Here is a 25,204-nt window from a genome sequence, read left to right as displayed (position 1 = left end):
CGCCGAGCGTACGCGGATCGGCATGGGTCATGCCGGGCGCGGTGCGTACCCGTGGAGAACGGGTCCGCGGGGGAGCGCCGGGACCGTCAGACGGTGCGGGACGCGCTCGTCAGCGCGCCGACCGCACGCAGGATGACGCCGAGGTCGTCGACCGCGCGGTCCGGGTCGACCGGCGCGAACCCGGTGAGGGCCGCGCCCGCCAGTCGTCGTCCGCGCGTGGCGGCCTGGATGCGCTCGACGAGTCCGGCGCCGTCCAACCCGAACGGGACGGGCTCGAGCAGCCCGTCGACCTCGGACGGGTCGAGGACGTCCAGGTCGACGTGCACGAACACCGCCTGGGCACCGGTGGCGTCCACCGCTGCCGCGATCGCGTCCGCAGTGGCGGCGTCGACGTCGAGGTGCACGATCCCGGCACGGTCGAGGGCACCTGCCTCGGCGTCCTCGACCCCGCGCACCCCGGCGACGACGACGGACGAGGCCGCCAGGGTCGGAAGGGCCGGGAACAGGTCGTCGGGGCGGTCCACGAGGATGCGGAGCACGGCGGTCTCGGCGGCGACGGGCTGGGCGCGGTTGAGTGCCCGGAAGCCGCTCGACCCCGCGATCCGCACGAAGGCGGTGTCCGGTCCGAGCCCGACCGTGGCGCCGAGCACGCTCGCACCGTCACCGCCGACGACGAGGACCGGCTCGCTCGACACCGTGGTCTCCTCGGCGACGCGTTCGGCCACCGAGAGCACCGAGGTGTACCGGGCGACGGCCGTCTCGAGACGATCGCCGGCGCCCGCCGGGACGTCGACCACGGTGGTCGACGCGCGCGGGAGGTCGGCCGCGATCGCCGCGGCTCCGTCCCCGAGGCGCATCGCACGGGACGACGCCGAACCCTGCCACTGACCGACCACGAGGAACTGCATCGTGCCAGTCTGTCAGGCGGGGTCCGGCGTCGCCCGAGGAGCGCGTCAGATGCTCGACGAACCGCCGGACTTCAGGGCGGCGAGTCGTGCCTCGACCTCGGCGTCCTTGCCCACGTCCTCGAGGCTCTCGAACTGCGAGTCGAGGCTCGACGACTGCAGCTCCTGCTGGCCGAGGACCTTCGCCTCTTCGCGGCGCACCTTCTCCTCGAAGCGGCCGAGGTCGCTCGTCGGGTCGAGCACGTCGATGTTGCCGAGCGCGTCGTTGACCTTGGACTGCGCCTCGGCCGTCTTCGACCGGGCGACGAGGTTGTCGCGCTTCGAGCGGAGCTCCTCGAGCTTCTGCTCCATGCCGGCGAGGCCCGACTTGAGCTTCTCCACCGCCTCGTTCTGCGAGGCGAGGTTCGGCTCGGCGTCCTTGACCTCCTGCTCGGCCGCGATCTGCTTGCCGATCGCGATCTTGGCGAGGTTGTCGAACTTGTCCGCCTCGGCCGTCTTGCCCTCGGTGCGGTACTTGTCCGCAGCGGAGGAGGCGTTGGCGGCCTTCTGGCCCCACTCCACCGCTGCCCGCTTGTCCTCTTCGTGGTCCTGCTCGAGCAGTCGGACGTTGCCGATCGTCTGCGCGATCGCCGTCTTGGCGTCCGCGATGTTGTTCGTGTAGTCCCGCACGAGCTGGTCGAGCATCTTCTGGGGATCCTCGGCGTCGTCGATGAGCTGGTTGATGTTCGCCCGGACGAGGGTCGAGATCCGCCCGAAGATCGTCTGCTTTGCCATTGCTGTTCCCTTTCGTGGAAGGACTGGTGTGGTGCTGTTGGTCTGTGGTGCCCGGTCTAGAAGCGGCCGCCGCCGGAGAAACCGCCCCCGCCGCCTCCGCCGCCCCCGCCGAAGCCGCCGCCGCCCCCGAAGCCGCCGCCGCCCCCGAAGCCGCCACCCCCGAAGGAGCCGCCGCCGTAGCTGCCGCCGCGACCGCCGAGCAGGCCACCGAGCACGATGCCGGTGACGAGGCCGCCGAGCTGCGCGCCGTTGCCGCCACCGCCGCCGAAGCCGCCGCCACCGCCCCAGCCGCCCATGTCGTCGTTCGCGGCGTCCATCGCGGCCGCCGCGTACTGCTCGGCCGCACGCGCTGCCTGGAGCGCCTGCCCCGGGTCCGTCGTGGCGAGCTGGACGGCGTCGTCGAGTGCTCGTTGCGCCTCGGACAGCCGCGTCCGCGCCGTCGGTCCGACCCCGCCGCGGTGCAGCGAGATGAACTCGCGCGCCTGGCTGATCCGGTTCCGGGCGTCGCGGAGCGCGTCGTCGAGCGCACGGGATGCCCGACGCTGCTGTTCCTCGGCGCCACGGGCCGCGGCGATGGCCTGGTCGATCTCGGTGTTCGCCTTGGTGAGGGCGTCGACCGCGGTGATCGGGTCCTTCGGGTCGAAGCCCTGCCGCAGCACGGTCTCGGCACGGGTGACCGCGGCGGCGAGTTCCGGTCCGCCGACGGTGAGGGTGCGCGCCGCGGCGACGTCGCCCTCGATGTCGACGCGCATCGCCTCGGCGCGTGCGGTGGCCTCGGCGAAGCTCGCCTCGGCAGCGCTCGCGCTCGACGTGAGCTGCTGCACCTGCGCGAGGGCGTGCTGGGCGTCGCGCACGGCGACGACCGCCTCGCCCTTGTCGCCCGCGGCGATCGCGGTGGTGGCCGCCTGGGACCGTTCGGTCGCGTAGGCGAGGACCTGCTCGGCCTGGTCGACGCTGTCCGACACGGTCGCGAGGGTCCGGCCGGTGTACGCCGAGCGGACCCGGTCCAGCGCGGCGCTCGCCTGCTGGACCGATGCCGGGGCGGCGGCGACGGCCTGCGCGAGCGCGGCAGCGGCTTCCTCGACGCCGTCCTCGAGCGAGCGGAGCTTGTCGAACGACTCCGTCTGCTCCTCGATCGAGGCGTGCGCCTGCTCGCAGATGGCGATGATCTGGTTCGCCCAGTCGGCGCGCTGCTGCGGGGAGTCCGGGATCTCGTCGTCGAGCTGCTGCTGGAACGTGAAGGCCTTGCGCACGGCCTGCTGCGCCGCGGCGACCGCCTCGGCGAAGGGCTTCGCGGCGTCGGCCCCGAACTGCGCGGTGGCGAACCCGACCTCTTGCTCGGCGGTGCGCAGCTCGTCGTCGATCGTCACGAGGGCGCCACCGGCGGTCCGCTCGAGGTCGGCGAGGGACGCTTCCTGCGCCTTCGTCGCGGCGGCCGTCCGGCGCTTGTTCCGCGTCCGGATGACGAGCACCACGACGACGACCACGACGACCATGACGGCGAGGAGGATCCACAGCCAGGTGAGGTCCGGCGGCGCCTGGGTGTCGGCGAGGCCGTTCGCGAAGGCCAGCGCGGCACCGGACCAGTCGCTCTGCTTGAGGGCCGGCAGCAGGTCGTCGTCCACCGCGGACTGGACGTCGGACGACGAGATGCTCGTCTCGTTCGTCTGCTGGACGTCGTAGTTCCGGTCGTCGACGGCGACCGACAGCAGGATGCCGTCGGAATCGATCTGGTTCGCCGACATCGTCGCGGCGCCCCACTCGGTGTGGTCCGACGGGTTCGTGAACGTCGGGACGAAGACGACGTAGAGCTGGGTCTTCGTGTCCGTGTAGAGCTGTTGCACGGCGTTCTCGATCCGGGACTGCTGCGAGGAGCTGAGCACGTCGGCCTCGTCGAGGACGTACGCGCCACCGAGGTCGACCGGCGCGGTCGCTCGCGCCGTCGCCGCCGGCGCCAGCACGAGGAACACGGCCAGGAGTGCCGCAGCGATGCGTCCCACCAGCCCCGGCGTCCCCCTGTCGGTCCTCGTCCTGCCCGTGGCCGATCCGCCCTGGACCGCTCGCATCCGTCCTCCGTCCGTCGCCGTGGTCACGGTCCGAGTACCCCCGGAACCGCGCCCCGGAGCGCTGTTGCCCGGAGTCTATCCACGCCGCGCAGCGCTCGGACAGACTCCGGGCGAACCCTCGTGGAACCCCGGGCCTGTGCAGGTGTTGTACCCCGGACCGGGGTATGCTCGGGGAGCGTTCGACGACGAACGAGACAGGGGAACTGCAATGGAGCGAACAACCAGCACCGAGGTCGTCCCACTCGAGGACGGCTACCACCGTGTGTCGACGCCGGCGAGCGGTGTCATCGGCTTCGTGCGCGAGCACGACGGCCGCTACGAGGTCCTCCGCGGACGGGTGCGCCAGGCGACCCGGTCCGAAGGGCTCTACAGCACGATGAACGTCGCGCTCATCGCGCTCACCCACGCCTGAACCACCCGACGTAGGCTCGCCTGCGTGACTCTCCCGCGCCTCCAGACCGTCGTGGTGACGATCCGGCGGTCCGGCGGCAGTCCCGACGCGGACCGGGAGGCGCTGCTCACCGCCGTCGCGTCGGCGGCGGGTGTCGACGTCTCTGCCGTGCGCGCGGGGCGCGTCTGCCCGCACTGCGCCGCGACGGACCACGGCCGCCCCTGGGCCGAGGTCGACGGCTCCGCCGTCGGCGTGAGCCTCGCACGGACCACCGACCTCGTCGCACTGGCCGTCGGACCACCCGGGATCGGCGTCGACCTCGAGCGCGTGTCGCGGGTCGCGGCAGCCCCGCTCGACGCCTTCACGCCCGGGGAGCTCGCCCGGTCCGGCGACGACACTGCCCGGGCGGCGTGCTGGGCCGTGAAGGAGGCCGTCCTGAAGCGTGACGGCCGAGGACTCCGGGTGGACCCGACCCGCGTCGACGTCGACCTGGGTCGGGGCACGGCGGTCCTCGACGGAGTGACGCAGCCGGTCTCGGTGCTGTTCCCCGCGGTCGACATGGTGCTCGCGGTCGCGGCGGGAGGGGCTCCGGTCAGCGTGGGAGCGTGAGGACCTCGACGCCGTCCTCGGTGATCGCCACCGTGTGCTCGGTGTGCGCGGTGCGTGCTCCCGTGGCGCTGCGGAGCGTCCAGCCGTCCGGGTCGGTGACGAGCACGTCGGTGTCCGCCATCACCCACGGCTCGAGCGCGAGGAGCAGCCCGGGGCGGAGGGTGTAGCCGCGTCCGGGGCGCCCGGTGTTCGACACGTGCGGGTCCTGGTGCATCGTCGAGCCGATGCCGTGGCCGCCGAACTCGACGTTGACGGGGTAGCCGGCGCCCTCGAGCACCGTGCCGATGGCGTGCGACAGGTCGCCCGTGCGGACCCCGGGGCCGGCGGTCTCGATCGCTGCGGCGAGGGCGCGCTCGGTGGCGTCGATGAGGGCCAGGTCGGCCGGGTCCGGTGTGCCGACCACGAAGCTGACGGCGGCGTCGGCGGCGATGCCGTCGAGCGAGACGGCCAGGTCGAGCGTCAGCAGGTCGCCGTCCTGCAGGGTCCGGTCGTGGGGGAGTCCGTGCAGGACGGCGTCGTTGACGGCGGTGCACACGTGGTGGCCGAACGGCCCGCGTCCGAACGACGGGGCGTAGTCGACGTAGCAGGACTCGGCGCCGGCGTCCTCGATCATCGCCTTCGTCCACCGGTCGATCTCGAGCAGGTTCGTGCCGACGCGGGTGCGCTCGCGCAGGGTCTGCAGGATCGTGCCGACGAGGGCTCCGGTGGCGCGGGCCCGGTCGACCTCGGCCGGGGTGAGGATCTCGATCATGGGATGATCATACCGGTACTGGAAAACCGGTATTAGTGTGGGCACATGGTCCGTCTCCCGCTCAGCCCCGACGAGGTCGCCCGTGGTCGGCGGCTCGGAGCGCTGCTCCGTCGTGCCCGCGGGGAGCGCTCGATGCTCGACACGGCGCTGCGGGCCGGGATCTCGCCGGAGACGCTGCGGAAGATCGAGACCGGCCGCATCGCGACGCCGGCGTTCTCGACCATCGCGTCCGTCGCCGGGGTCGTCGGGCTGTCCCTCGACGCGGTGTGGGCCGAGGTGAACGGTACCCCGGAGACGGCCGACGTCGGCGGCGCTCCGGACCTGGTCGAGACCGCGAGCTGACGCGCGCGACGCCGCCGACGGTTCCCTAGAGCGCGGGGACGGTGGGCTCGTCGAGCCAGGGTGCCGTCACGGCCCGGACCGCGTCGACGTCGGTCCCTGCTGCGTCGGCGAACGCGGCGTGCACGTCCTCCGGTGCGACCGACCCGTACCGGTGTCGCTCGGTGATCGTCCGGAGCCCGGCGAAGAACGCGTCGTCGCCGACCGACCGACGGACGGCGTGCAGGGCCAGGGCGCCGCGCTTGTAGACCCGGTCGTCGAACATGTCCTTCGGGCCCGGGTCGGCCACGACGAGGTCCTCGGGCTGCTCCAGGAGCCCGTCGCGGTACGTCGCCGCGAGGGTGTCCGCCGAGTCGCCGCCTCGGTGCTCCGACCAGAGCCACTCGGCGTAGCAGGCGAAGCCCTCGTGCAACCAGATGTCCTTCCACCTGGCGACCGTCACGGAGTTGCCGAACCACTGGTGCGCGAGCTCGTGTGCGATCAGCCGGTCGGTGCCGTGCTCGCCGTCGACGTGGTTCCGGCCGAACACCGCCAGGCCGTGCGCCTCGAGCGGGATCTCGAGCTCGTCGTCGGTCACCACGACGCCGTACGACGCGAACGGGTACGGCCCGAACCGGTCCGCGTACAGGGCGAGCATGTCCGGTACCCGTCCGAAGTCCGTCTTCGCGGCCGTGCCGAGGTCGGCGGGGTGGTGCAGCGTGACGGGGGTGTCCGAGCCGCGGAGCCTCGTCGTGCGGTAGCGCCCGATCTGCACCGTCGCGAGGTAGGTCGCCATCGGCTCGGTCGTGGCGTACGTCCACGTCGTGCCGGCGCGGGCGCGCTCCTTGCCGAGCAGCTCGCCGTTCGCGACGACGTCGTACGCGGCCTCGGCGGTGATCTCGAACCGGTAGGTGGCCTTGTCGTCCGGTCGGTCGTTGCACGGGAACCACGACGGGGCGCCGGTGGGCTGTGCCGCGACGATGACACCATCGGTCAGCTCCTCCCAGCCGATCTGGCCCCACGGACTGCGGAGCGGGTGCGGTGTGCCGCGGTACCGCACGTGGACGGTGAACTCCGTGCCGGCGGCGACGGGCTCGGCCGGGGTCACGGTGAGCTTGTGCGTCGCGGTCGAGTGCTTCCTCGCCCGCTTGCCGTCGACGTCCACACGGTCGACCGTCATGCCGTGCAGGTCGAGGACGACACGGTCGAGGTCCTCGTGCGCACGGCCGGTGATCGTCGCGGTGCCGTCGAGGCGGTTCGTCGCGACGCGGTACTCCAGACGGAGCTCGTAGTGGTGGGCGCTCCACCGTCGGTCGCCGCTGTGCGGGGTGTACGGGTCGGCGTCTGGGTTCGTCGAGGCGGGCTTCACGGTGCCGTCGAGTCTGCCACGGCGACGTGCTCGACGGACGACCGCGCCGGCACCGGCGGCGCCGATGTCCACGGAGCGATCGGGTTGCCGGACCAGTGCGTCCCGCCGGGCACCTGCTCGCCGCGCATCACGAGCGAGGCCGGCCCGACGGTGGCGCCCGGTCCGATGCCCGCCGCCGGCAGCACCACGCTGTGCGGCCCGAGCGTCGCACCCGGGTCGAGGCGGACCTCGTCGAGCTGCATCACCCGGTCGTGGAACAGGTGCGTCTGCACGACCGTGCCGCGGGCCACGGCGGCTCCGGACCCGATCGTCACGAGGTCGGCCTCCGGGAGCCAGTACGTCTCGAGCCAGGTGCCGCGGCCGATCGTCGCCCCGAGGCTGCGGAGCCACGCAGCGAGGGCCGGGGTCCCCGTCGCCTGCTCGGCGAACCACGGCCGGGCGACGGTCTCGACGAACGTGTCCTGCACCTCGTTCCGCCACACGAACGACGACCAGAGCGGGTGCTCACGGGCGGCGATCCGGCCGACGAAGGACCACTTCGCGATCGTCGACACCACCGCTGCGACGGCACCGGCGACGATGAGCACCGGCCCGGCGAGCAGCACCGTCCACCCGATGCCGACTGCCGTCCAGAGCGCGAGCAGCGTGCCGACGACCCCGAGCGCGATCCCCGCGGACACCATCGGGGCGACCAGGCGCAGGAGCTCCCAGCAGCCTCGAGCGACCTTGAGGGACCGCGGCGGCCGGAACGTGCGCTCCTCGTCGAACTCCGCCGTCGCGCGCCGGAGCCGCACCGGGGGAGAGCCGAGCCACGACGATCCGCGCTTCGCCTTCTTCGGGACGGCGGACAGCACCGCGACCAGGGCCTCGCGCGGCACCGAACGTCCGGCGCCCGTCATCCCGCTGTTGCCGAGGAACGCCCGCCGCCCCACCTTCGACCGACCGATCCGCACCCGACCGCCGCCGAGCTCGTACGTCGCCACCATCGTGTCGTCGGCGAGGAACGCCCCCGAGGCGATCTGCGTGAGCGCAGGGATGAGCAGGACCGTCGAGATCTCGGTGTTCCGTCCCACCCGCGCCCCGAGCAGTCGGAGCCAGAGCGGGGTCACGAGCGACGCGTACACCGGGAACAGCAGCGTCCGGGCGCCGTCGAGGATCCGCTCGGTCGTCCACACCTGCCAGCCGATCCGGGAGCGCACCGGGTGCCGACCCTCGTGCAGACCGATCCCGAGCAACCGCACCGCGGCCACGACGAGTGCCGCGTACACGAGCCCCGCGACGACCGTCCCCACCGGTACCCACGCCAGCGCGAGCAGCACGGCCCGCTGGAGGGACGCGACCGGTCCGACGAGGAGCCACACCAACCCCACCCCCGCGGCGACACCGATCACCGGCAACCCGGCCACGGCCAGCGACCCGGCCCCGTACGCCAACAGCCACCGGCGTCGGGACGGGGGCCGCGCCTCCCGGTCCTGCCGAGCCGACCCGACGCGTTCCGCCGGCGACCCCGCCCACCGCTCCCCGTCGGGGACCCGGTCGGCGACCGCGGAACCGGCCTCCACCTCGGCACCGACGCCCACGTGCGCACCCGGCAGCAGCGTCGTCCGGCTGTGCACCACGGCGTCCGCGTCGATCCGGACCCGGCCGAGCCGGAACACGTCGCCGTCCACCCAGTGCCCGGCGAGGTCGACCTCGGGCTCGATCGACGCCCGCTTGCCGACCGTCAGCATCCCGGTCACCGGCGGCAGCGCGTGCAGGTCCACGTCCTTGCCGATCGTCGCGCCCAAGGCCCTGGCGTAGTAGCTGATCCACGGCGCACCGGCCGTCGAGGGGCCGTCCACCGCCTCGGCGATCCGCTCCGCGAGCCAGACCCGCACGTGCACCGACCCGCCACGAGGGTGGTCACCCGGACGCACCCCGACGAGCAGGGCCCGGACGAGGACGACCGTCACGGCCATCTTCCCCGCCGGGGTGACGAACAGGACGAGCGCCACGACGAGCGCCGGCCAGGGCAGCACCGGGACGGACGGCAGCGTCGTCGCGTGCAGCACCGCCGCCACGAGCGCCGTCCACGTCAGCACCCGCAGACCACGGAGCACCTGCAGGGGCAGCCCGAGCGCCGTCATCACCACACCCGTCGCCGGCGGGACCGGCCGGACGTCGCGCGGCACCGACGTCACCGGGCCGGAGTCGTCGAGCGCGTCCGCCAGCGCCCCGATCCGCGGGTGGTCGTACACGTCGGCCACCGTCGTCGTCGGGAAGCGCTCACGGATCGCCGACACGAGCTGCGCCGCCGTCAGCGACCCGCCGCCGTGCGCGAAGAAGTCGTCGTCGACGCTGGCCACCGGCACCCCGAGGATCGCGGACCACCGCTCGGCGATCCACGCCACCGTGTCCGGGAGCATCGCCGTGTCCGACGACCCCGGCAACGGCCACGGGAGCGCGGCACGGTCGACCTTGCCCGAGGTCCGCGTCGGCAGCGAGTCCACCACCGCGAGCAGGGGCACGAGCGCCGCCGGGAGCTCCTCGCGCAGCCGAGCGTTCGCCGCCGCCACGTCCACCGTCGCACCCGCGACCGGCGCGACGTACCCGACCAGCACCTGGTTGCCCGCCGGCGTCCGCTGCACCACGGCAGCACCCCCGGCCACGTCCGGCAGCCCCTGCAACGCCGCGTCGATCTCCCCGAGCTCGATGCGACGACCGCCGAGCTTCACCTGGTCGTCCGCACGACCCTGGAACACGAGTCCCTCGGGGTCGTACCGCACCAGGTCACCGCTCCGGTACGCCCGCTCCCACCCGAGCTCCGGGAACGGCGCGTACTTCTCGGCGTCCTTCGCCGGGTCCAGGTACCGCCCGAGCCCGACGCCGCCGATGACGAGCTCCCCGACACCCCCCGGTTCCACCCGGGCACCCGCCGCGTCCACCACCGCGAGGTCCCAGCCGTCCAACGGCAACCCGATCCGGATCGGCGTGCTCCCGTCGAGCAGGGCACCGCACGCCACCACCGTCGCCTCGGTCGGACCGTACGTGTTCCACACCTCCCGCTCGCGGCTCGCGATCCGCGCAGCGAGCTCCGGCGGGCAGGCCTCACCACCGAAGATGACCAACCGCACCTGCTCCAGCGCGTCGTCCGGCCACAGCGCCGCGAGCGTCGGCACCGTCGACACCACCGTGATCCCGTGCGCGATGAGCCACGGCCCCAGGTCCACACCCGTGCGCACGAGCGACCGCGGCGCCGGCACCAGACACGCACCGTGGCCCCACGCCAACCACATCTCCTCGCACGACGCGTCGAACGCCACGCTCAGACCCGCCAGCACCCGGTCGCCCGGACCGATCGGCGCGGCCTGCAGGAACATCCGCGCCTCGGCGTCCACGAACGCCGCAGCGGACCGGTGCGTCACGGCGACGCCCTTGGGCACACCGGTCGACCCTGACGTGAAGATGATCCACGCGTCGTCGTCCTGCCGGGGGAGCTCGGCGCTCGCCGCGGGGTCGGTCACCGGGAGTTCCGCGCCGTCGCGGTCACGCAGGACGCCGCCCACTCCGATCACGCCGACGACGCCGGCCTCGCCGAACACGAGCGTGGCGCGTTCCTCGGGGTCGTCCGCGTCCACCGGGACGTACGCGGCGCCGGCGGCGAGCACCGCGAGGATCGACACGTACAGGTCGCGCCCGCCGGACGGGATCCGGACACCCACCCGGTCGCCCCGTCGGACCCCGCGTCGCGCGAGGTCGTCGGCCTGCTCGTGCACCAGTCGCACGAGCGTCGCGTAGTCGATCGTGCCGGCCGGGTCCTCGAGCGCGGTGGCGTCGGGGTGCTCGGCGGCGGTCGCGGTGAGGACGTCGAGCAGGGTCCGTGGTGCCGGGGCGTCGGCGCCCCGGGCGAGTTCGTGCTGCGGGTTCCCGGTGGCTGCGGTCATCGAGTCCTCTTCCCGGTCGCGTGCGGGGTCGACCGGCCCGTGATCCTAGGGGGTGGACGTGTCGCGTTCGGAAACACCGGGGGCGTCCACCCGGGGACCGAGCGCGGACCGCGCCGCGTCGAGCGTCGCGGCGAGCCCGATCGAGTCGTCGAGCGAGTGCAGCGGCGACTCCGTGCGCCCCTCGGTGACGTACTGCGCGAGCGCCGCGGTCTGCCAGACGAGGCCCTGTCTTCCACGGAGGCCGCTCTCGTCCTCCCAGTGCGCCGCCTCCGCGCCGTGGTGCAGCGCGAAGGACGCCGGGAACACGAAGTGGTCGGTGTACCGCACGGTGGCCGTGCTCCCCGCGATGACCGCGAGTCCGGGTGTCCACGCCGTCATCGTCGTGGTCACCACGGCCTGCGCGCCGCCGGCCGTCGTCGACACGGTGACGGACTGGAGGTCCACCCCGCGTCCGGAGACCGCTCCCGTCGTGCTGCTGGTCACCGGGGCGCCGGTGGCGAACCGTGCGAACCAGTGCCCGTAGACACCGGCATCGAGGAGGGCGCCGCCGCCGGCGGCAGGGTCGAACATGCGGTCGGCGGGGTCGGGGTCGTGCGGCCAGCCGACGTCGACGGACGCGAGCCGGACGTCGCCGAGGGCGCCGTCGGCGAGGAGCCGTGCGACGACGGTGGTCCCCGGGAGGTACCGGGTCCACATCGCCTCCATCGCGAACACCCCGGCGCTACGGGCGGCCTCGGTGAGGGTGCGGGTGTCCGCCTCCGACGTGGTCATCGGCTTCTCGACGAGGACGTGCTTGCCCGCGGCGATCGCGAGGAGCGCGTGGCCGAGGTGCTGCGGGTGCGGTGAGGCGACGTAGACGACGTCGACGGCGGGGTCCGCGACGAGGGCTTCGTACGAGCCGTGCACGCCGGGGATCCCGTGTCGCCGGGCGAAGGCGGCGGCGCGTTCGGGGGAGCGGGAGCCGACGGCGACGACGCGCTGGTCGGAGTTCGCGTGGAGCGTCGACGTCAAGTCGCCCGCGATCTCGCCGGGCCCGATCACGCCCCATCCGAGCCTCGGCCCGCCTCGCAGCGGCGCAACACCAGGTTCCGGGAACACCATCGTCATGAGCCCGACGCTACCGGATGGCCCCTGCCCCGACCGGCCCCGGAGGGAAGGTCGGCGAAGCCGACATCGCGGGCAGCCGCCTGAGCGAAGCGAAGTCGCCTGCTTCCGCGGGTATTTCCTGTGCCCCCAGGAGGATTCGAACCTCCGCCCCTGCCTCCGGAGGGCAGTGCTCTATCCCCTGAGCTATGGGGGCCCTGGGTGGAACCAACCGTAGCAGGTCCGCACGGCTGTCCGAGACCACGCGTGTCGTGACGGGAGGCGCGGGTCGGGCCCGCACCGCGCCTCCCGTCCGACCCGTGTCGGGTCAGCCGGCCGGCGTCGCGGACGCGCCCGGCTGCACGACGCTCCGCACCGCGTCGACGACCGGCTGCGCGCCGCCGGGCTCGGTGAAGAGGGTGGAGGTCGCGGTGATCCAGTACGGGTCGGCGAAGGCGTCCGCGCGCCCGACGCCGTCGGTGAGCGAGAAGTAGCCCTCGACCCGGTAGGTCGGCACGGATCCGCCCCGTTCGTAGAGCGCGTCCTTGAGGTTCGTGAGCGACTTCTCAGGCAGGTCGGCGACGGCGACCGTGATCGTCGTCGAGGCGTCGTCGGTCGCGCTCCAGTGGCACACGCGGCCGCGCTGCTCGGCGATGCGCGCCGCCGGGGTCCCCTTCTCCGGCGTGAAGTCGTCGTCGAGGGTGAACGTCTTCCCGTAGACGGACAGGGCGTCGGCGGGCAGGAGCTCGGTGCACGTCTGTGCGACCCGTTTCCCGATCGGACCCGCCGTGGCGCTCGGCGTGGCGCCGTCCGAGCCGCCGCCGGAGCACGCCACCAGGGCGACGGACGCGGACACGGTGAGGAGGGCGACGCTGATCGCCCGGACGCGGCTGCGGGTGGTCATCCCGACATGATGGTGCATCGACCGGGGAGGACCTGTGCGTCCCGGTAGACTCGACCCTCGTGACTCCTGCCGAACTCTCCGCCGCGTACCTGTCGATCCTGACCGGGATCGTCGAGCGACGAGGCGCGTCCGACACCGTGACCATCGAGGAGTCCCACGCGGCACTCGAACGTCCGAAGAACCGCGCGCACGGCGACTGGGCCTCGAACGCGGCGATGCAGCTCGCGAAGCGGCTCGGCACGAACCCGCGCGAGCTCGCGACGGAGATCGCCGGCGAGCTGACCGAGCTCGACGGCGTGGACTCGGTCGACGTCGCTGGCCCCGGCTTCATCAACATCACGCTCGAGGCCGCCGCTGCCGGCGAGATCGCGCGCACGATCGTCGAGGGCGGCGAGTCCTTCGGGCACGGCGACCTGTACGACGGCGTGCGGATCAACCTCGAGTTCGTGTCCGCGAACCCGACCGGGCCGATCCACATGGGCGGCGTGCGCTGGGCCGCGGTGGGCGACAGCCTCGCGCGGGTGTTCCAGGCGCAGGGCGGCCTCGTCACCCGCGAGTACTACTTCAACGACCACGGCGCGCAGATCGACCGCTTCGCCCGCTCCCTCGTCGCGTCGGCGCTCGGTGAGCCCACGCCAGAGGACGGCTACGGCGGCGCGTACATCGCCGAGATCGCGGCGCGCGTGATCGCGACGCTCGACCCGTCGGTCGACGTCAAGGACCTGCCGCGCGACGAGGCGCAGGAGCTCTTCCGGCGCGAGGGCGTCGACTTCATGTTCGCGGACATCAAGTCGTCGCTGCACGACTTCGGCGTCGACTTCGACGTGTACTTCCACGAGAACGCCCTGCACGAGTCGAAGGCCGTCGAGCGCGCCATCGAGCGACTCCGCTCGTCGGGCGTGATGTACGAGGCCGAGGGGGCCGAGTGGCTCCGGACCACCGACTTCGGCGACGACCGCGACCGCGTCGTCATCAAGTCGGACGGCGAGCCCGCCTACATCGCCGGCGACCTGGCGTACTACCTCGACAAGCGCGAGCGCGGGTTCGAGCGGAACCTCATCATGCTCGGCGCGGACCACCACGGCTACGTCGGCCGGATGATGGCGATGTGCGCCGCGTTCGGGGACGAGCCGGGCAAGAACCTCGAGATCCTCATCGGGCAGATGGTCAACCTGCTCAAGGACGGCGAGCCGATGCGCATGTCGAAGCGCAACGGCACGATCGTCACGATGGAGGACCTCGTCGACGCCGTGGGTGTGGACGCCGGCCGGTACTCGCTCGTCCGGTTCGCCAGCGACACCGCGATCGACATCGACCTCGACCTGCTCACGAAGCGCACGAACGACAACCCCGTGTTCTACGTGCAGTACGCCCACGCCCGCACGCAGTCCGTGGCCCGCAACGCCGCGAACGCCGGGGTGGACCGGTCGGCCTTCGACGCCTCGCTCCTGACGCACGACACCGAGGGGGCCCTGCTCGGCGCCCTGGCGGAGTACCCGCGCGTGGTGCGCCAGGCGGCCGAGCTGCGCGAGCCGCACCGTGTGGCGCGGTACATCGAGCAGCTCGCCGGGCTCTACCACCGCTGGTACGACGCCTGCCGGGTCACGCCCCTCGGCGACGAGCCCGTGACCGACCTGCACCGCACGCGCCTCTGGCTGAACGACGCCACCGGCCAGGTCGTCCGCAACGGGCTGGGCCTGCTCGGCGTGACGGCGCCGGAGCGCATGTAGCGGTCGCCGTCCGGCCAGCGCGGAGCGCTGCGCACAACCAAAGTCGCCCCGAACTGCGGAATGCCGTGGTTCGGGGCGACTTCCGTTGTGCGGCGGGCGCTGGGCGCACGCGGCCGGAGCGCATGTAGCGGTCGTCGTGGCCGGCGCGCCGGGCGCACGCCGCGCCTCCAGGCTCGCTGCCGGGGCCACCTGGCAAGGTGGGACGCATGTCCGCCGCCACCGTGACCCCCCGGAAGCGCCGTCGCTGGCCCGTCGTGCTGATCGTCGTCGTGGTCGTCCTCGCCGCGCTCGTCGTGATCGCCGAGTTCGTCCTCCGCGGGGTCGTCGACCGCATCATCGCCCAGCAGGTCGAGCAGTCGCTGCCGTCCGGCGCCACCGGCGAGGTCGAGGCGCACGCGAAGGGCATCGTCATCCCGCAGCTGATCAGCGGGCAGCTCGACGAGGTCGAGATCTCCTCCGAGAAGCTCACGATCGACGGCATCCCCCTCGCCGCCGACGTCACCGCGCGAGACGTGCCCGTCGACGGCGAGGGCGACGTGCGCGACGTCGACGGCCACGTCCGGCTGGCGGCCGCGTCCGTGAAGGACCTGTCGAAGTACAGTCCGCTGTTCGACCGGCTCAGCCTGGTCGACGGTGGCGTGGAGCTCTCCGGCAAGACCGCGGTCCTCGGCTACGACATCACCTACGCGGCGAAGGGCGACGTCGCCGCGCAGGACGACGGCAAGGGCATCACGATCACGCCGAAGACGGTGCGGATCACGAACTCGTCGCTCGGCCTCAAAGTGGACTCCATCCCGGGCGTCACGAACGTCCCCGTCGAGGTCTGCACGGCGCAGTTCCTGCCCTCGGGGCTCCTCGTGCGGTCGCTCGACGTCACCGCCTCCGAGGCGACGGTGCGCGTCACGGCCGACTCGCTGCCGCTCAACGAGGCGGGGCTGCAGACGGTCGGTTCGTGCGGTTGAGCACGTGGCTGCGTCACACGGCCAGGAGGCGCGGCTCGGCTCGGTAGGATCGGGTCCCGTGAGCGAGAACCCCCTTGCCCCGCAGCACCTGCGGTTCCCGACGGACGCCTCCGCGCTGACCGCGCGGATCTGGCCCGCCTCCGCGACCCGGACCGACGACGGCGAGCTCGTCGTCGGCGGGATCGCCGCCTCCGACCTGGTCGCGCAGTTCGGCACGCCGCTGTACGTGGTCGACGAACGCGACGTGCAGTCCCGTGCGGTGCGGGTGCGGAACGCCTTCACCGAGGCGTTCGAGCGGATCGGCACCCGGTCGCACGTCTACTACGCCGGCAAGGCGTTCCTGACGACGCAGGTCGCGGCGTGGATGGTCGAGGCCGACCTCCGCGTCGACGTGTGCACCGGCGGCGAGCTCGCGGTGGCCCTGGCCGGGGGAGTCGACCCGGCGCTGCTCGGCTTCCACGGCAACGACAAGTCGGACGCCGAGATCGCCCGCGCGGTCGAGGTCGGCGTCGGCACCATCGTCCTCGACAGCCACGAGGAAGTGCAGCGCGTCGCCCGTGCCGCGGCCGACGCCGGGGTCGTGCAGCGCGTCCGCATCCGGATCAACAGCGGGGTGCACGCGTCGACGCACGAGTACCTCGCCACCGCGCGCGAGGACCAGAAGTTCGGCATCCCCCTGACCGAGGCCGTCACCGCTGCCGAGGCCGTCCGCGCCGAGCCCTCGCTCGCCTTCGTCGGCCTGCACTCGCACATCGGCTCGCAGATCTTCGACGAGTCCGGCTTCCGCGAGGCCGCGCGTCGCCTGATGGACGTGCACGCCACGCTCGTGGCGACCGGTCCGGTGCCGGAGCTCAACCTCGGCGGCGGCTGGGGCATCGACTACACCGAGGCCGACTCGGCGTTCGAGCCGGAGGACGTCGCCGACGCGCTGGCGGCCATCGTGGCCGAGGCCTGCGCGGAGCGGGACATCCCCGTCCCCGAGATGGCGGTCGAGCCCGGCCGGTACATCGTCGGGCCCGCGGGCATCACGCTCTACCGCGTCGGCACCATCAAGCCCGTGACGCTCTCGGACGACGAGCAGGAGCCCGCCACCCGGACGTACGTGTCGGTCGACGGCGGCATGAGCGACAACGCCCGGCCCGCGCTCTACGGCGCCGACTACACGGCCCGGCTCGCCCGGACGTCCGACGCCCCCGCCGTCCTCACCCGCGTGGTCGGGAAGCACTGCGAGTCCGGCGACATCGTCGTGAACGACGAGTACCTGCCCGGTGACGTGCACCGCGGGGACCTCCTCGCCGTGGCCGCCACCGGTGCGTACTGCTGGAGCCTGGCGAGCAACTACAACCACGTCGGACGCCCGCCGGTCGTGGCGGTCGCCGACGGCGTACCCCGTATCCTCGTGCGTGGCGAGTCGATCGACGACCTCCTCGCCCGCGACACCGGGGTGGTCCCGGGGGCCTGAGCCCCTCGGACGACCCGACTCCCCACGAACAGGACCCGCACCAGATGATCGAATACCGCAACGTCCGCGTCGCGCTGCTCGGAGCCGGCTCGGTCGGTTCCCAGGTGGCGCGGCTGCTCCTCGAACACGGCGACGAGCTCGCCTCGCGCGCCGGGGCCGGCCTCGAGCTCGTCGGGATCGCGGTGCGCGACCTCGACGCCCCGCGCGACGTCGACCTGCCGAAGGAGCTCTTCACGACGGACGCGGCGTCGCTCATCCTCGGCGCGGACATCGTCGTCGAGCTGATCGGCGGCATCGAGCCGGCACGGACGCTCGTGCTTCAGGCGCTGCAGTCCGGCGCCGACGTCGTCACCGGCAACAAGGCCCTCCTGGCGACCCACGGCCCGGAGCTCTTCGCGGTCGCCGAGCAGGTGGGCGCACAGCTCTACTACGAGGCCGCCGTCGCCGGCGCGATCCCGATCATCCGACCGCTGCACGACTCCCTCGCCGGTGACCGCATCGAGCGCATCATGGGCATCGTCAACGGCACGACCAACTTCATCCTCGACCTGATGGACCGCGAGGGCTCGACGTTCGAGGATGCCCTCGCGACCGCCACCGAGCTCGGGTACGCCGAGGCCGACCCGACCGCCGACATCGAGGGCTACGACGCCGCGCAGAAGGCCGCGATCCTGGCGTCCCTCGCGTTCCACACCTCGGTGCCGCTCGCCGCCGTCCACCGCGAGGGCATCACCTCGGTGACGATCGAGCAGGTCCGGGCCGCGCGCAAGGCCGGGTACGTCGTGAAGATCCTCGCGACGGCGGAGCGCCTGACCGACGAGCAGGGCACCGAGGGCGTCAGCGCCCGCGTGTACCCGGCCCTGGTGCCGGAGTCGCACCCGCTCGCGAGCGTGCACGGGGCGAAGAACGCCGTGTTCGTCGAGGCCGAGGCCGCCGGCGACCTGATGTTCTACGGCGCCGGTGCCGGCGGGGTCGAGACCGCCTCGGCCGTCCTGGGCGACCTGGTGTCCGCCGCACGCCGACACGTCATCGGTGGCCCCGGCATCGCCGAGTCGACCCAGTCCGCGCTGCCGGTGTTCCCGATCGGCACCGTCCGCACGCGCTACCAGATCACGCTGCACGTCACGGATGCCCCGGGTGTCCTGTCGACCGTCGCCGGCGTCCTCGCGAAGCACGGCGTCAGCGTCGAGACCGTCGAGCAGACCGTCGCCACCGGGTCCGACGCGACCGCGACCCTCGTCATCGGCACGCACCTGGCGCGCGAGTCCGACCTCGCCGCGACCGTGGTCGCCCTCCGCAACGAGGACGTCGTTGCCGAGGTCACGAGCGTCCTCCGCGTCGTCGGCGCCTGAGCCGCGCCCGACCGAACTCCAGAACCGACAAGAAGGGGAGCCTCATGGCCCACCAGTGGCAGGGTGTCCTGCGCGAGTACGCCGACCGTCTCGACGTCACCGAGGCGACGCCCGTCGTCACGCTCGGTGAGGGCGGGACCCCGCTCATCCCGGCGCGCCGCCTGTCCGAGCGCACGGGGGCCGAGGTCTACGTCAAGTTCGAGGGCATGAACCCGACCGGGTCGTTCAAGGACCGCGGCATGACCATGGCGATCTCGAAGGCCGTCGAGCACGGTGCGAAGGCCGTCATCTGCGCCTCGACCGGCAACACGAGCGCCTCCGCCGCCGCGTACGCCACGCACGCCGGCATCACCGCCGCGGTGCTCGTGCCCGAGGGCAAGATCGCCATGGGCAAGCTCAGCCAGGCCGTCGCCCACGACGCCCAGCTGCTGCAGGTGCAGGGCAACTTCGACGACTGCCTCGACATCGCGCGCGACCTCGCCGCGAACTACCCGGTGCACCTGGTGAACTCGGTCAACAACGACCGCATCGAGGGGCAGAAGACCGCCGCGTTCGAGGTCGTCGACGTCCTCGGTGACGCGCCCGACTTCCACTTCCTGCCGGTCGGCAACGCGGGCAACTACACGGCGTACTCCCGCGGCTACCGCGAGGACGTGGCCGCCGGTCGGTCGTCCAGGCTCCCGCGCATGTTCGGCTTCCAGGCCGCGGGCTCGGCCCCGATCGTCCGCGGCGAGGTCGTCCGCAACCCGGACACCATCGCGTCCGCGATCCGCATCGGCAACCCGGCCTCGTGGGAGTTCGCGCTCGAGGCCCGTGACGAGACCGACGGCTACTTCGGTGCCATCACCGACGAGGCGATCCTCGCCGCGCACCGCATCCTCTCCGCCGAGGTCGGCGTCTTCGTCGAGCCCGCCTCGGCCATCGGCGTCGCCGGGCTCCTCGAGCGTGCCGACGCCGGCGTCGTGCCGAAGGGCGCGAAGGTCGTCATCACGGTGACCGGCCACGGCCTCAAGGACCCGCAGTGGGCCCTCCGCACGCAGGACGGCGGCGAGGTCACCCCGACGAGCGTCCCGGTCGACACCAAGTCGGTCGCCGACGTGCTCGGACTGGTCGGCGCCGAGTGAGCCCCGACCGTTCGTCCGGACCGGGGGAGGGCATGACCGCCCAGATCGCTGTACCGGCCGGACGGGCGGTCCGCGTACGGGTCCCGGCGACCTCCGCGAACCTCGGACCGGGGTTCGACTCCCTCGGCCTCGCCCTGTCGCTCTACGACGAGGTCGTCGTCCGGGTCCGGCCCGAGCCCGGCGCGACCGTCACGGTCGACGGTGTCGGCGCGGGTGAGGTCGCCACCGACGACACGAACCTCGTCGTCCGCGCCGTCCGCCGCGGGCTCGAGCACGCCGGCGTCGCACAGCAGCCCGGCCTCGAGCTGCACGCGGTGAACGCCATCCCGCACGGCCGCGGCATGGGGTCCTCGGCGGCCGCGATCGTCGCCGGGCTGATGGCCGCGCGCGGGTTGCTCGAGGGCGTCGTCGACCTCGACGCCTCGACCCTGCTCACGCTCGCGACCGAGATGGAGGGGCACCCGGACAACGTCGCGCCGGCGCTCTTCGGCGGGCTGACCATCGCGTGGATGACCACGGAGGGCCCGGCGTACAAGCGCCTGCTCGTCCACCGCGGTGTCTCGCCGGTGGTCTTCGTGCCGACCTCGACGCTCTCGACGAAGCTCGCGCGCTCCCTGCAGCCGGCGAGCGTCCCGCACGAGGACGCCGCGTTCAACGTGTCCCGCTCCGCCCTGCTCGTCGCCGCGCTCATCCAGAGCCCCGAGCTGCTCCTGGCGGCGACCGAGGACCGGTTGCACCAGGCCTACCGTGCCAGCGCCATGCCGGAGACCGACGCCCTCATCGGCCTGCTGCGGCAGCACGGCCTGGCGGCGGTCGTCTCCGGAGCCGGCCCGAGCCTCCTGGTCCTCGGCAGTGACCCCGCACAGCGACTCACCGCGGCCGACCTCGTGTCGCGACACGGGGAATCCGACTGGCGGCCGCTCATGCTGGCCGTCGACCTCGGTGGTGCTACAGTGGTGCCGCACTCGGCGCTCCAAGCCGAACCCGCGTAGGCAGCAGGAACTTCCTCGCCATGCTGGGTCCGGTGCGCGGGGGCAATCTCTTTCTGATCACCGAATCCCGGTCCGTCGTCTGAACGGCGGTCGATGCATACCCGTGCATCCGGGACGGTGGAAACTCTCCGCGTTCTGCGGTTCGAAAGGAAACACCGACCTTGACGAACGTCAACGACTCCACCCAGGTGGAGATCCCCAGCGATCTGCGCGCCCTCCGGCTCCCGGAACTCCAGCGCATCGCCTCCTCCCTCGGCATCACGGGGCTCTCGAAGCTCCGCAAGGGCGACCTCATCGCCTCGATCGAGGACAAGCGTCCCGTGACGGACGACGCTCCCGCCGAGCCGGCCGCACCCGCGGTCGAGGCCCCCGTGGCCGAGCAGCCGACGCTGCCGGAGCCGACCGAGGCACCCGCAGCACCCGCCGCTGAGGCCGTCGCCGACGCACCGGCAGCGACCGAGGCCCCGGCCGAGCAGCCGGCGTCCTCGCGGGCCCGCCGTTCGCGCCGTGCCTCCTCCGGCGGCACCGTGAGCGCCGCGCCGACCTCGGCCGCCGAGCACACCAACCACGGTCAGACCGGCACCGAGGACCTCCTCGCCGGGCTCGACCAGGTCCGCGCCGAGAAGGACGCCCAGGAAGCCGCGCAGACCGGCGGCCAGCGTCGTGGCCGCGGGCAGCGCGACCAGCAGAACGGCCAGCAGGCCGAGCGCACCGAACGCACCGAGCAGACGCCGGACCAGGCCGAGCAGCCGACCCAGCCGGACGCCGCGGGCGACCAGCAGGAGCAGTCCGCGCACGGCACCGAGTCGGGCGACCAGAGCGACCAGCAGGGCGAGGGCGGCTCGCGCCGCGGTCGTCGCAGCCGTGGTCGCGGTCGTGGCCGTGGCCAGAACGCCGAGAACGGCGAGCAGGGCGGCGACCAGAACGGTCGCGACAACGCCCCGAAGACCGACGCGGCCCAGAAGAACGGCCAGAACGGCCAGAACGGCCAGGGCCAGCAGGGCGACCAGAAGAACGCCCAGCAGGACGACAAGAACGAGCAGAAGCAGAACGGCCAGCAGCAGAACGGCCAGCAGAAGCAGCAGGGCCAGCAGGGCCAGCAGGGTCAGCAGAAGCAGCAGCAGGCCCAGCAGAACGCCGACGAGACCGAGGGCGGCCGCAGCCGTCGCCAGCGTGACCGCAAGCGCGGCCGCGGCGGGCAGAACGACGAGTTCGAGCCGGAGATCACCGAGGACGACGTCCTCATCCCGATCGCGGGCATCCTCGACGTCCTCGACAACTACGCCTTCGTGCGCACGACCGGTTACCTGCCGGGCCCGAACGACGTCTACGTCTCCCTCGGCCAGGTGAAGAAGTACCACCTGCGCAAGGGCGACGCGGTCGTCGGTGCGATCAAGCAGCCGCGCGACAACGAACAGCAGAGCCGCCAGAAGTACAACGCGCTCGTGAAGGTCGACTCGGTCAACGGGCAGACCGCTGACGAGGCCGCCGCGCGCGTCGACTTCCAGGACCTCACCCCGCTGTACCCGAACGAGCGTCTCCGCCTCGAGACCGAGCCCTCGAAGCTCAGCACGCGGATCATCGACCTCGTGTCGCCGATCGGCAAGGGCCAGCGCGGCCTGATCGTCTCCCCGCCGAAGGCCGGCAAGACCGTCGTGCTGCAGGCCATCGCCAACGCGATCGCGAAGAACAACCCCGAGGCGCACCTCATGGTCGTCCTCGTGGACGAGCGGCCCGAAGAGGTCACCGACATGCAGCGCACGGTGAAGGGCGAGGTCATCGCCTCGACCTTCGACCGTCCGGCAGAAGACCACACCACGGTCGCCGAGCTCGCCATCGAGCGTGCGAAGCGCCTCGTCGAGCTGGGTCACGACGTGGTCCTGCTCCTCGACTCGATCACCCGTCTGGGCCGCGCCTACAACCTGGCGACGCCGGCCTCCGGTCGCGTGCTCTCCGGTGGCGTCGACTCGTCGGCCCTCTACCCGCCGAAGCGCTTCTTCGGCGCCGCACGCAACATCGAGGACGGCGGTTCGCTGACCATCCTCGCGACGGCGCTCGTCGAGACCGGGTCGAAGATGGACGAGGTGATCTTCGAGGAGTTCAAGGGCACCGGCAACATGGAGCTCCGCCTCAACCGTCACCTGGCCGACAAGCGGATCTTCCCGGCCGTCGACGTCAACGCGTCCGGCACCCGTCGCGAGGAGCAGCTGCTCTCCGCCGACGAGGTCAAGATCACGTGGCGCCTGCGCCGTGCCCTCGCCGGGCTCGACCCGCAGCAGGCCCTCGAGATCGTGCTGCGGAACCTCAAGGAGACGCAGTCGAACGTCGAGTTCCTGGTCCAGGTGCAGAAGTCGGTCCCCACGACCGGTGGGCACCACAACGGTCACCAGGAGTAACGCGTGTTCGAGTCGGTGGCAGGGCTGCTGGCGGAACACGAGGACCTGACGCAGCAGCTGTCGGACCCCGCGCTCCACGCCGATGCGGCCCGGGCGAAGAAGGTGAACCGGCGGTACGCCGAGCTCAACCAGATCAAGTCCGCGTACGAGTCCTGGAAGGCGGCGGGGGACGACCTCGCCGCCGCCCAGGAGCTCGCGCGTGAGGACGAGGCGTTCGCGGACGAGGTCCCGGCGCTCGAGGAGCAGCTGTCGGAGCGCCAGGAGCGTCTCCGCCGGCTGCTCATCCCGCGCGACCCCGACGACGGGCGCGACGTGATCATGGAGATCAAGGGTGGCGAGGGCGGCGAGGAATCGGCGCTCTTCGCGGCCGACCTCCTGCGCATGTACTCGCACTACGCCGAGTCCAAGGGCTGGAAGATCGAGATGCTCGAGCGCACCGAGTCCGACCTCGGTGGCTACAAGGACGTCCAGGTCGCGATCAAGTCGAACGCGACCGATCCGTCCCAGGGCGTCTGGGCGCACCTCAAGTACGAGGGCGGCGTGCACCGCGTGCAGCGTGTGCCGGCGACCGAGTCGCAGGGGCGCATCCACACCTCGACGACCGGCGTGCTCGTCTTCCCCGAGGTCGACGAGCCCGAAGAGGTCCAGATCAACCAGAACGACCTCAAGATCGACGTCTACCGGTCCTCCGGGCCCGGGGGACAGTCCGTCAACACGACCGACTCCGCGGTCCGCATCACCCACCTGCCCACGGGCATCACGGTCGCGATGCAGAACGAGAAGTCGCAGCTGCAGAACCGCGAGGCCGGCATGCGCGTCCTGCGTGCCCGCATCCTCGCGCGACAGCAGGAGGAGCTCGACGCCATCGCCTCGGACGCGCGCAAGTCGCAGATCCGCGGCATGGACCGTTCTGAGCGCATCCGCACGTACAACTTCCCGGAGAACCGCATCGCGGACCACCGCACCGGGTACAAGGCGTACGACCTCGACCGCGTCATGAACGGTGCGCTCGAACCCGTCATCCAGTCCGCCATCCAGGCGGACGAAGAGGCACGACTGGCCGCCATCGGCGACCAGGACGCGTGAGCGACGTCCCCTCGGACGGCCTGGAGGCGCGACCCGCCTCCGACACGCCCGTCGCGTTCGCCGCGGACCGCCTCCTGCGCGAGGCGGCCGCGGCGTTCGACGCGGCCGGCGTCCCGACCCCGCAGGTGGACGCGGAGCTGTTGCTCGCCTGGGCGACCGACACCTCGCGCGGCGCCGTGCAGGCCCGGGCGATGACCGGCGGCGCGATCGCTGCCGAGCACGTCGAGCGCTTCCGGCACGCCGTCGCCCGACGCGTCACCCGCGAGCCGCTCCAGCACATCACCGGCGAGGCGTACTTCCGGGCGCTGACCCTGGCCGTCGGCCCCGGCGTGTTCGTCCCGCGGCCGGAGACCGAGGGCGTCGTGCAGTTCGGCATCGACGCACTCCGCGCGGTGCCCGTGCCGTCGCCGGTCGCCGTCGACCTCGGGTCCGGCAGCGGCGCGATCGCCATCGCCATGGACACCGAGGTGCCGAACGCGGTCGTGTACGCGGTCGAACGCTCGCCCGAGGCGCTCCCGTGGACGCGGCGCAACATCGACGCGTACGGCGGGACGGTCCGCCTCGTCGAGGGCGACCTCGCCGACGCCCTGCCCGAGCTCGACGGCACGGTGTCGGTCGTCGTGTCGAACCCGCCGTACGTGCCCGACGACGCGGTGCCGATCGACCCCGAGGTCCGCGACCACGACCCGGCGGTGGCGCTCTACGGCGGTCCGGACGGACTCGACGCGGTGCGTGCCCTCGCCGAGACCGCGTGGCGCCTGCTCGTCCCCGGGGGAGTCGTCGTCATCGAGCACGCCGAGCCGCAGGGCGCCGGCGTGCGCGAGGTCCTGGCGCGCCGGGGGTTCCGTTCCCCGGAGACGCACGTCGACCTGACGGGACGCGACCGCACGACCACGGCGACGCGCTAGGCGGGGTCGAGCCGCGCCTCCTGGCCGGTGTGGGCGCGTGGTCCTGTGGGCCGCTCCGCGCATGGCGGGCCGTTCCGTGCGTACCTGGTCGTTCGTTCC

At 72.7% G+C, this 25,204-nt stretch carries 20 protein-coding genes and 1 tRNA gene; 12 read left to right on the top strand and 9 right to left on the bottom strand.

Annotation, left to right across the window (positions count from 1 at the left end):
- Positions 1-86 precede the first annotated feature (86 nt).
- Genes BIV01_RS08390 through BIV01_RS20355 form a run of 3 tightly spaced genes read right to left on the bottom strand, consistent with a single transcriptional unit; the run spans position 87 to position 3,679 of the window.
- Positions 87-908: an arginase family protein gene (locus tag BIV01_RS08390; protein WP_071302526.1), complete on the bottom strand. Its 822-nt coding sequence runs from the start codon at positions 906-908 to the stop codon at positions 87-89.
- A gap of 45 nt (positions 909-953) precedes the next feature.
- A complete protein-coding gene (locus tag BIV01_RS08385; protein ID WP_070416310.1) occupies positions 954-1,679 on the bottom strand; it encodes a PspA/IM30 family protein in 726 nt (241 codons plus the stop codon).
- Between the two features lie 56 nt (positions 1,680-1,735).
- Positions 1,736-3,679 (bottom strand): TPM domain-containing protein, encoded by a 1,944-nt coding sequence (locus tag BIV01_RS20355; RefSeq protein WP_175473669.1) that lies wholly within the window; start codon positions 3,677-3,679, stop codon positions 1,736-1,738.
- A 274-nt stretch (positions 3,680-3,953) separates the two neighbouring features.
- Here BIV01_RS20355 and BIV01_RS08375 point away from each other — a divergent pair, with 274 nt between their 5' ends.
- Both BIV01_RS08375 and BIV01_RS08370 read left to right on the top strand, forming a co-directional pair.
- On the top strand, positions 3,954-4,157 hold the full coding sequence (locus BIV01_RS08375) for a hypothetical protein (protein ID WP_022905704.1): 204 nt from the start codon (positions 3,954-3,956) through the stop codon (positions 4,155-4,157).
- Between the two features lie 24 nt (positions 4,158-4,181).
- Complete coding sequence (locus BIV01_RS08370) at positions 4,182-4,745, top strand: 4'-phosphopantetheinyl transferase family protein (protein WP_071302525.1); 564 nt, start codon at positions 4,182-4,184, stop codon at positions 4,743-4,745.
- Here BIV01_RS08370 and map read toward each other — a convergent pair.
- Positions 4,729-5,496, bottom strand: coding sequence for a type I methionyl aminopeptidase (map, locus tag BIV01_RS08365; RefSeq protein WP_071302524.1), 768 nt, complete (start codon positions 5,494-5,496; stop codon positions 4,729-4,731). The two genes, BIV01_RS08370 and map, sit on opposite strands and share 17 nt — an antisense overlap.
- A gap of 45 nt (positions 5,497-5,541) precedes the next feature.
- Here map and BIV01_RS08360 point away from each other — a divergent pair, with 45 nt between their 5' ends.
- On the top strand, positions 5,542-5,838 hold the full coding sequence (locus tag BIV01_RS08360) for a helix-turn-helix domain-containing protein (protein WP_070416307.1): 297 nt from the start codon (positions 5,542-5,544) through the stop codon (positions 5,836-5,838).
- Positions 5,839-5,863: 25 nt separating this feature from the next.
- Here BIV01_RS08360 and BIV01_RS08355 read toward each other — a convergent pair whose 3' ends face one another.
- From BIV01_RS08355 to BIV01_RS08335, 5 genes are all read right to left on the bottom strand, one after another.
- Positions 5,864-7,255: a M1 family metallopeptidase gene (locus tag BIV01_RS08355; protein ID WP_254791804.1), complete on the bottom strand. Its 1,392-nt coding sequence runs from the start codon at positions 7,253-7,255 to the stop codon at positions 5,864-5,866.
- Complete coding sequence (locus tag BIV01_RS08350) at positions 7,180-11,106, bottom strand: Pls/PosA family non-ribosomal peptide synthetase (RefSeq protein WP_071302523.1); 3,927 nt, start codon at positions 11,104-11,106, stop codon at positions 7,180-7,182. Before BIV01_RS08350 ends, BIV01_RS08355 begins: the two co-directional genes overlap by 76 nt.
- A gap of 45 nt (positions 11,107-11,151) precedes the next feature.
- The gene (locus BIV01_RS08345; RefSeq protein WP_254791803.1) at positions 11,152-12,147 is read right to left on the bottom strand and encodes a Gfo/Idh/MocA family protein; all 996 of its coding nucleotides are present in this window, start codon (positions 12,145-12,147) and stop codon (positions 11,152-11,154) included.
- 187 nt (positions 12,148-12,334) lie between these two features.
- Positions 12,335-12,406, bottom strand: a tRNA-Arg gene (locus BIV01_RS08340).
- Positions 12,407-12,517: 111 nt separating this feature from the next.
- Positions 12,518-13,093: a hypothetical protein gene (locus BIV01_RS08335; RefSeq protein WP_071302521.1), complete on the bottom strand. Its 576-nt coding sequence runs from the start codon at positions 13,091-13,093 to the stop codon at positions 12,518-12,520.
- A gap of 59 nt (positions 13,094-13,152) precedes the next feature.
- On the opposite strand from BIV01_RS08335, the gene argS reads away from it, so the two are divergent.
- The 9 genes from argS (at position 13,153) to prmC (ending at position 25,105) form a co-directional block, all read left to right on the top strand.
- Positions 13,153-14,823: an arginine--tRNA ligase gene (argS, locus tag BIV01_RS08330; protein ID WP_071302520.1), complete on the top strand. Its 1,671-nt coding sequence runs from the start codon at positions 13,153-13,155 to the stop codon at positions 14,821-14,823.
- Between the two features lie 206 nt (positions 14,824-15,029).
- Positions 15,030-15,785 carry an LmeA family phospholipid-binding protein gene (locus BIV01_RS08325; protein WP_071302519.1) on the top strand — a complete coding sequence of 252 codons (756 nt, stop codon included), beginning with the start codon at positions 15,030-15,032 and terminating at the stop codon, positions 15,783-15,785.
- 58 nt (positions 15,786-15,843) lie between these two features.
- Positions 15,844-17,247 (top strand): diaminopimelate decarboxylase, encoded by a 1,404-nt coding sequence (lysA, locus tag BIV01_RS08320; protein ID WP_071302518.1) that lies wholly within the window; start codon positions 15,844-15,846, stop codon positions 17,245-17,247.
- Between the two features lie 44 nt (positions 17,248-17,291).
- The gene (locus tag BIV01_RS08315) at positions 17,292-18,599 is read left to right on the top strand and encodes a homoserine dehydrogenase (RefSeq protein WP_071302517.1); all 1,308 of its coding nucleotides are present in this window, start codon (positions 17,292-17,294) and stop codon (positions 18,597-18,599) included.
- A 44-nt stretch (positions 18,600-18,643) separates the two neighbouring features.
- Entirely contained in the window at positions 18,644-19,723 is a 1,080-nt protein-coding gene (gene thrC, locus BIV01_RS08310; protein ID WP_070416299.1) for a threonine synthase, read from the top strand.
- Between the two features lie 32 nt (positions 19,724-19,755).
- Positions 19,756-20,715, top strand: a complete 960-nt coding sequence (gene thrB / locus BIV01_RS08305) for a homoserine kinase (protein ID WP_071302516.1) — start codon at positions 19,756-19,758, stop codon at positions 20,713-20,715.
- Between the two features lie 161 nt (positions 20,716-20,876).
- Positions 20,877-23,111, top strand: a complete 2,235-nt coding sequence (gene rho / locus BIV01_RS08300) for a transcription termination factor Rho (RefSeq protein ID WP_071302515.1) — start codon at positions 20,877-20,879, stop codon at positions 23,109-23,111.
- Between the two features lie 3 nt (positions 23,112-23,114).
- Positions 23,115-24,197: a peptide chain release factor 1 gene (gene prfA / locus BIV01_RS08295; RefSeq protein ID WP_070416296.1), complete on the top strand. Its 1,083-nt coding sequence runs from the start codon at positions 23,115-23,117 to the stop codon at positions 24,195-24,197.
- A gap of 20 nt (positions 24,198-24,217) precedes the next feature.
- The gene (gene prmC, locus BIV01_RS08290) at positions 24,218-25,105 is read left to right on the top strand and encodes a peptide chain release factor N(5)-glutamine methyltransferase (protein WP_071302573.1); all 888 of its coding nucleotides are present in this window, start codon (positions 24,218-24,220) and stop codon (positions 25,103-25,105) included.
- Positions 25,106-25,204 lie beyond the last annotated feature (99 nt).

Origin of the sequence: Curtobacterium sp. MCBA15_013, from assembly GCF_001865095.1 — a bacterium.
Classification (GTDB): Bacteria; Actinomycetota; Actinomycetes; order Actinomycetales; family Microbacteriaceae; genus Curtobacterium.
The sequence above is the reverse complement of the archived record's forward strand: the minus strand, read 5'-3'. Positions and strand labels throughout refer to the sequence as shown.

What these genes read in the sequence shown, in the direction of transcription:
- BIV01_RS08385 (WP_070416310.1), bottom strand. Translation starts at nt 1,679, where the DNA reads ATGGCAAAGCAGACGATCTTCGGGCGGATCTCGACCCTCGTCCGGGCG.
- BIV01_RS08360 (WP_070416307.1), top strand. Translation starts at nt 5,542, where the DNA reads ATGGTCCGTCTCCCGCTCAGCCCCGACGAGGTCGCCCGTGGTCGGCGG.
- thrB (WP_071302516.1), top strand. Translation starts at nt 19,756, where the DNA reads ATGACCGCCCAGATCGCTGTACCGGCCGGACGGGCGGTCCGCGTACGG.
- BIV01_RS08325 (WP_071302519.1), top strand. Translation starts at nt 15,030, where the DNA reads ATGTCCGCCGCCACCGTGACCCCCCGGAAGCGCCGTCGCTGGCCCGTC.
- map (WP_071302524.1), bottom strand. Translation starts at nt 5,496, where the DNA reads ATGATCGAGATCCTCACCCCGGCCGAGGTCGACCGGGCCCGCGCCACC.
- BIV01_RS08350 (WP_071302523.1), bottom strand. Translation starts at nt 11,106, where the DNA reads ATGACCGCAGCCACCGGGAACCCGCAGCACGAACTCGCCCGGGGCGCC.
- BIV01_RS08390 (WP_071302526.1), bottom strand. Translation starts at nt 908, where the DNA reads ATGCAGTTCCTCGTGGTCGGTCAGTGGCAGGGTTCGGCGTCGTCCCGT.
- BIV01_RS08335 (WP_071302521.1), bottom strand. Translation starts at nt 13,093, where the DNA reads ATGACCACCCGCAGCCGCGTCCGGGCGATCAGCGTCGCCCTCCTCACC.
- thrC (WP_070416299.1), top strand. Translation starts at nt 18,644, where the DNA reads ATGGCCCACCAGTGGCAGGGTGTCCTGCGCGAGTACGCCGACCGTCTC.
- BIV01_RS08375 (WP_022905704.1), top strand. Translation starts at nt 3,954, where the DNA reads ATGGAGCGAACAACCAGCACCGAGGTCGTCCCACTCGAGGACGGCTAC.
- BIV01_RS08315 (WP_071302517.1), top strand. Translation starts at nt 17,292, where the DNA reads ATGATCGAATACCGCAACGTCCGCGTCGCGCTGCTCGGAGCCGGCTCG.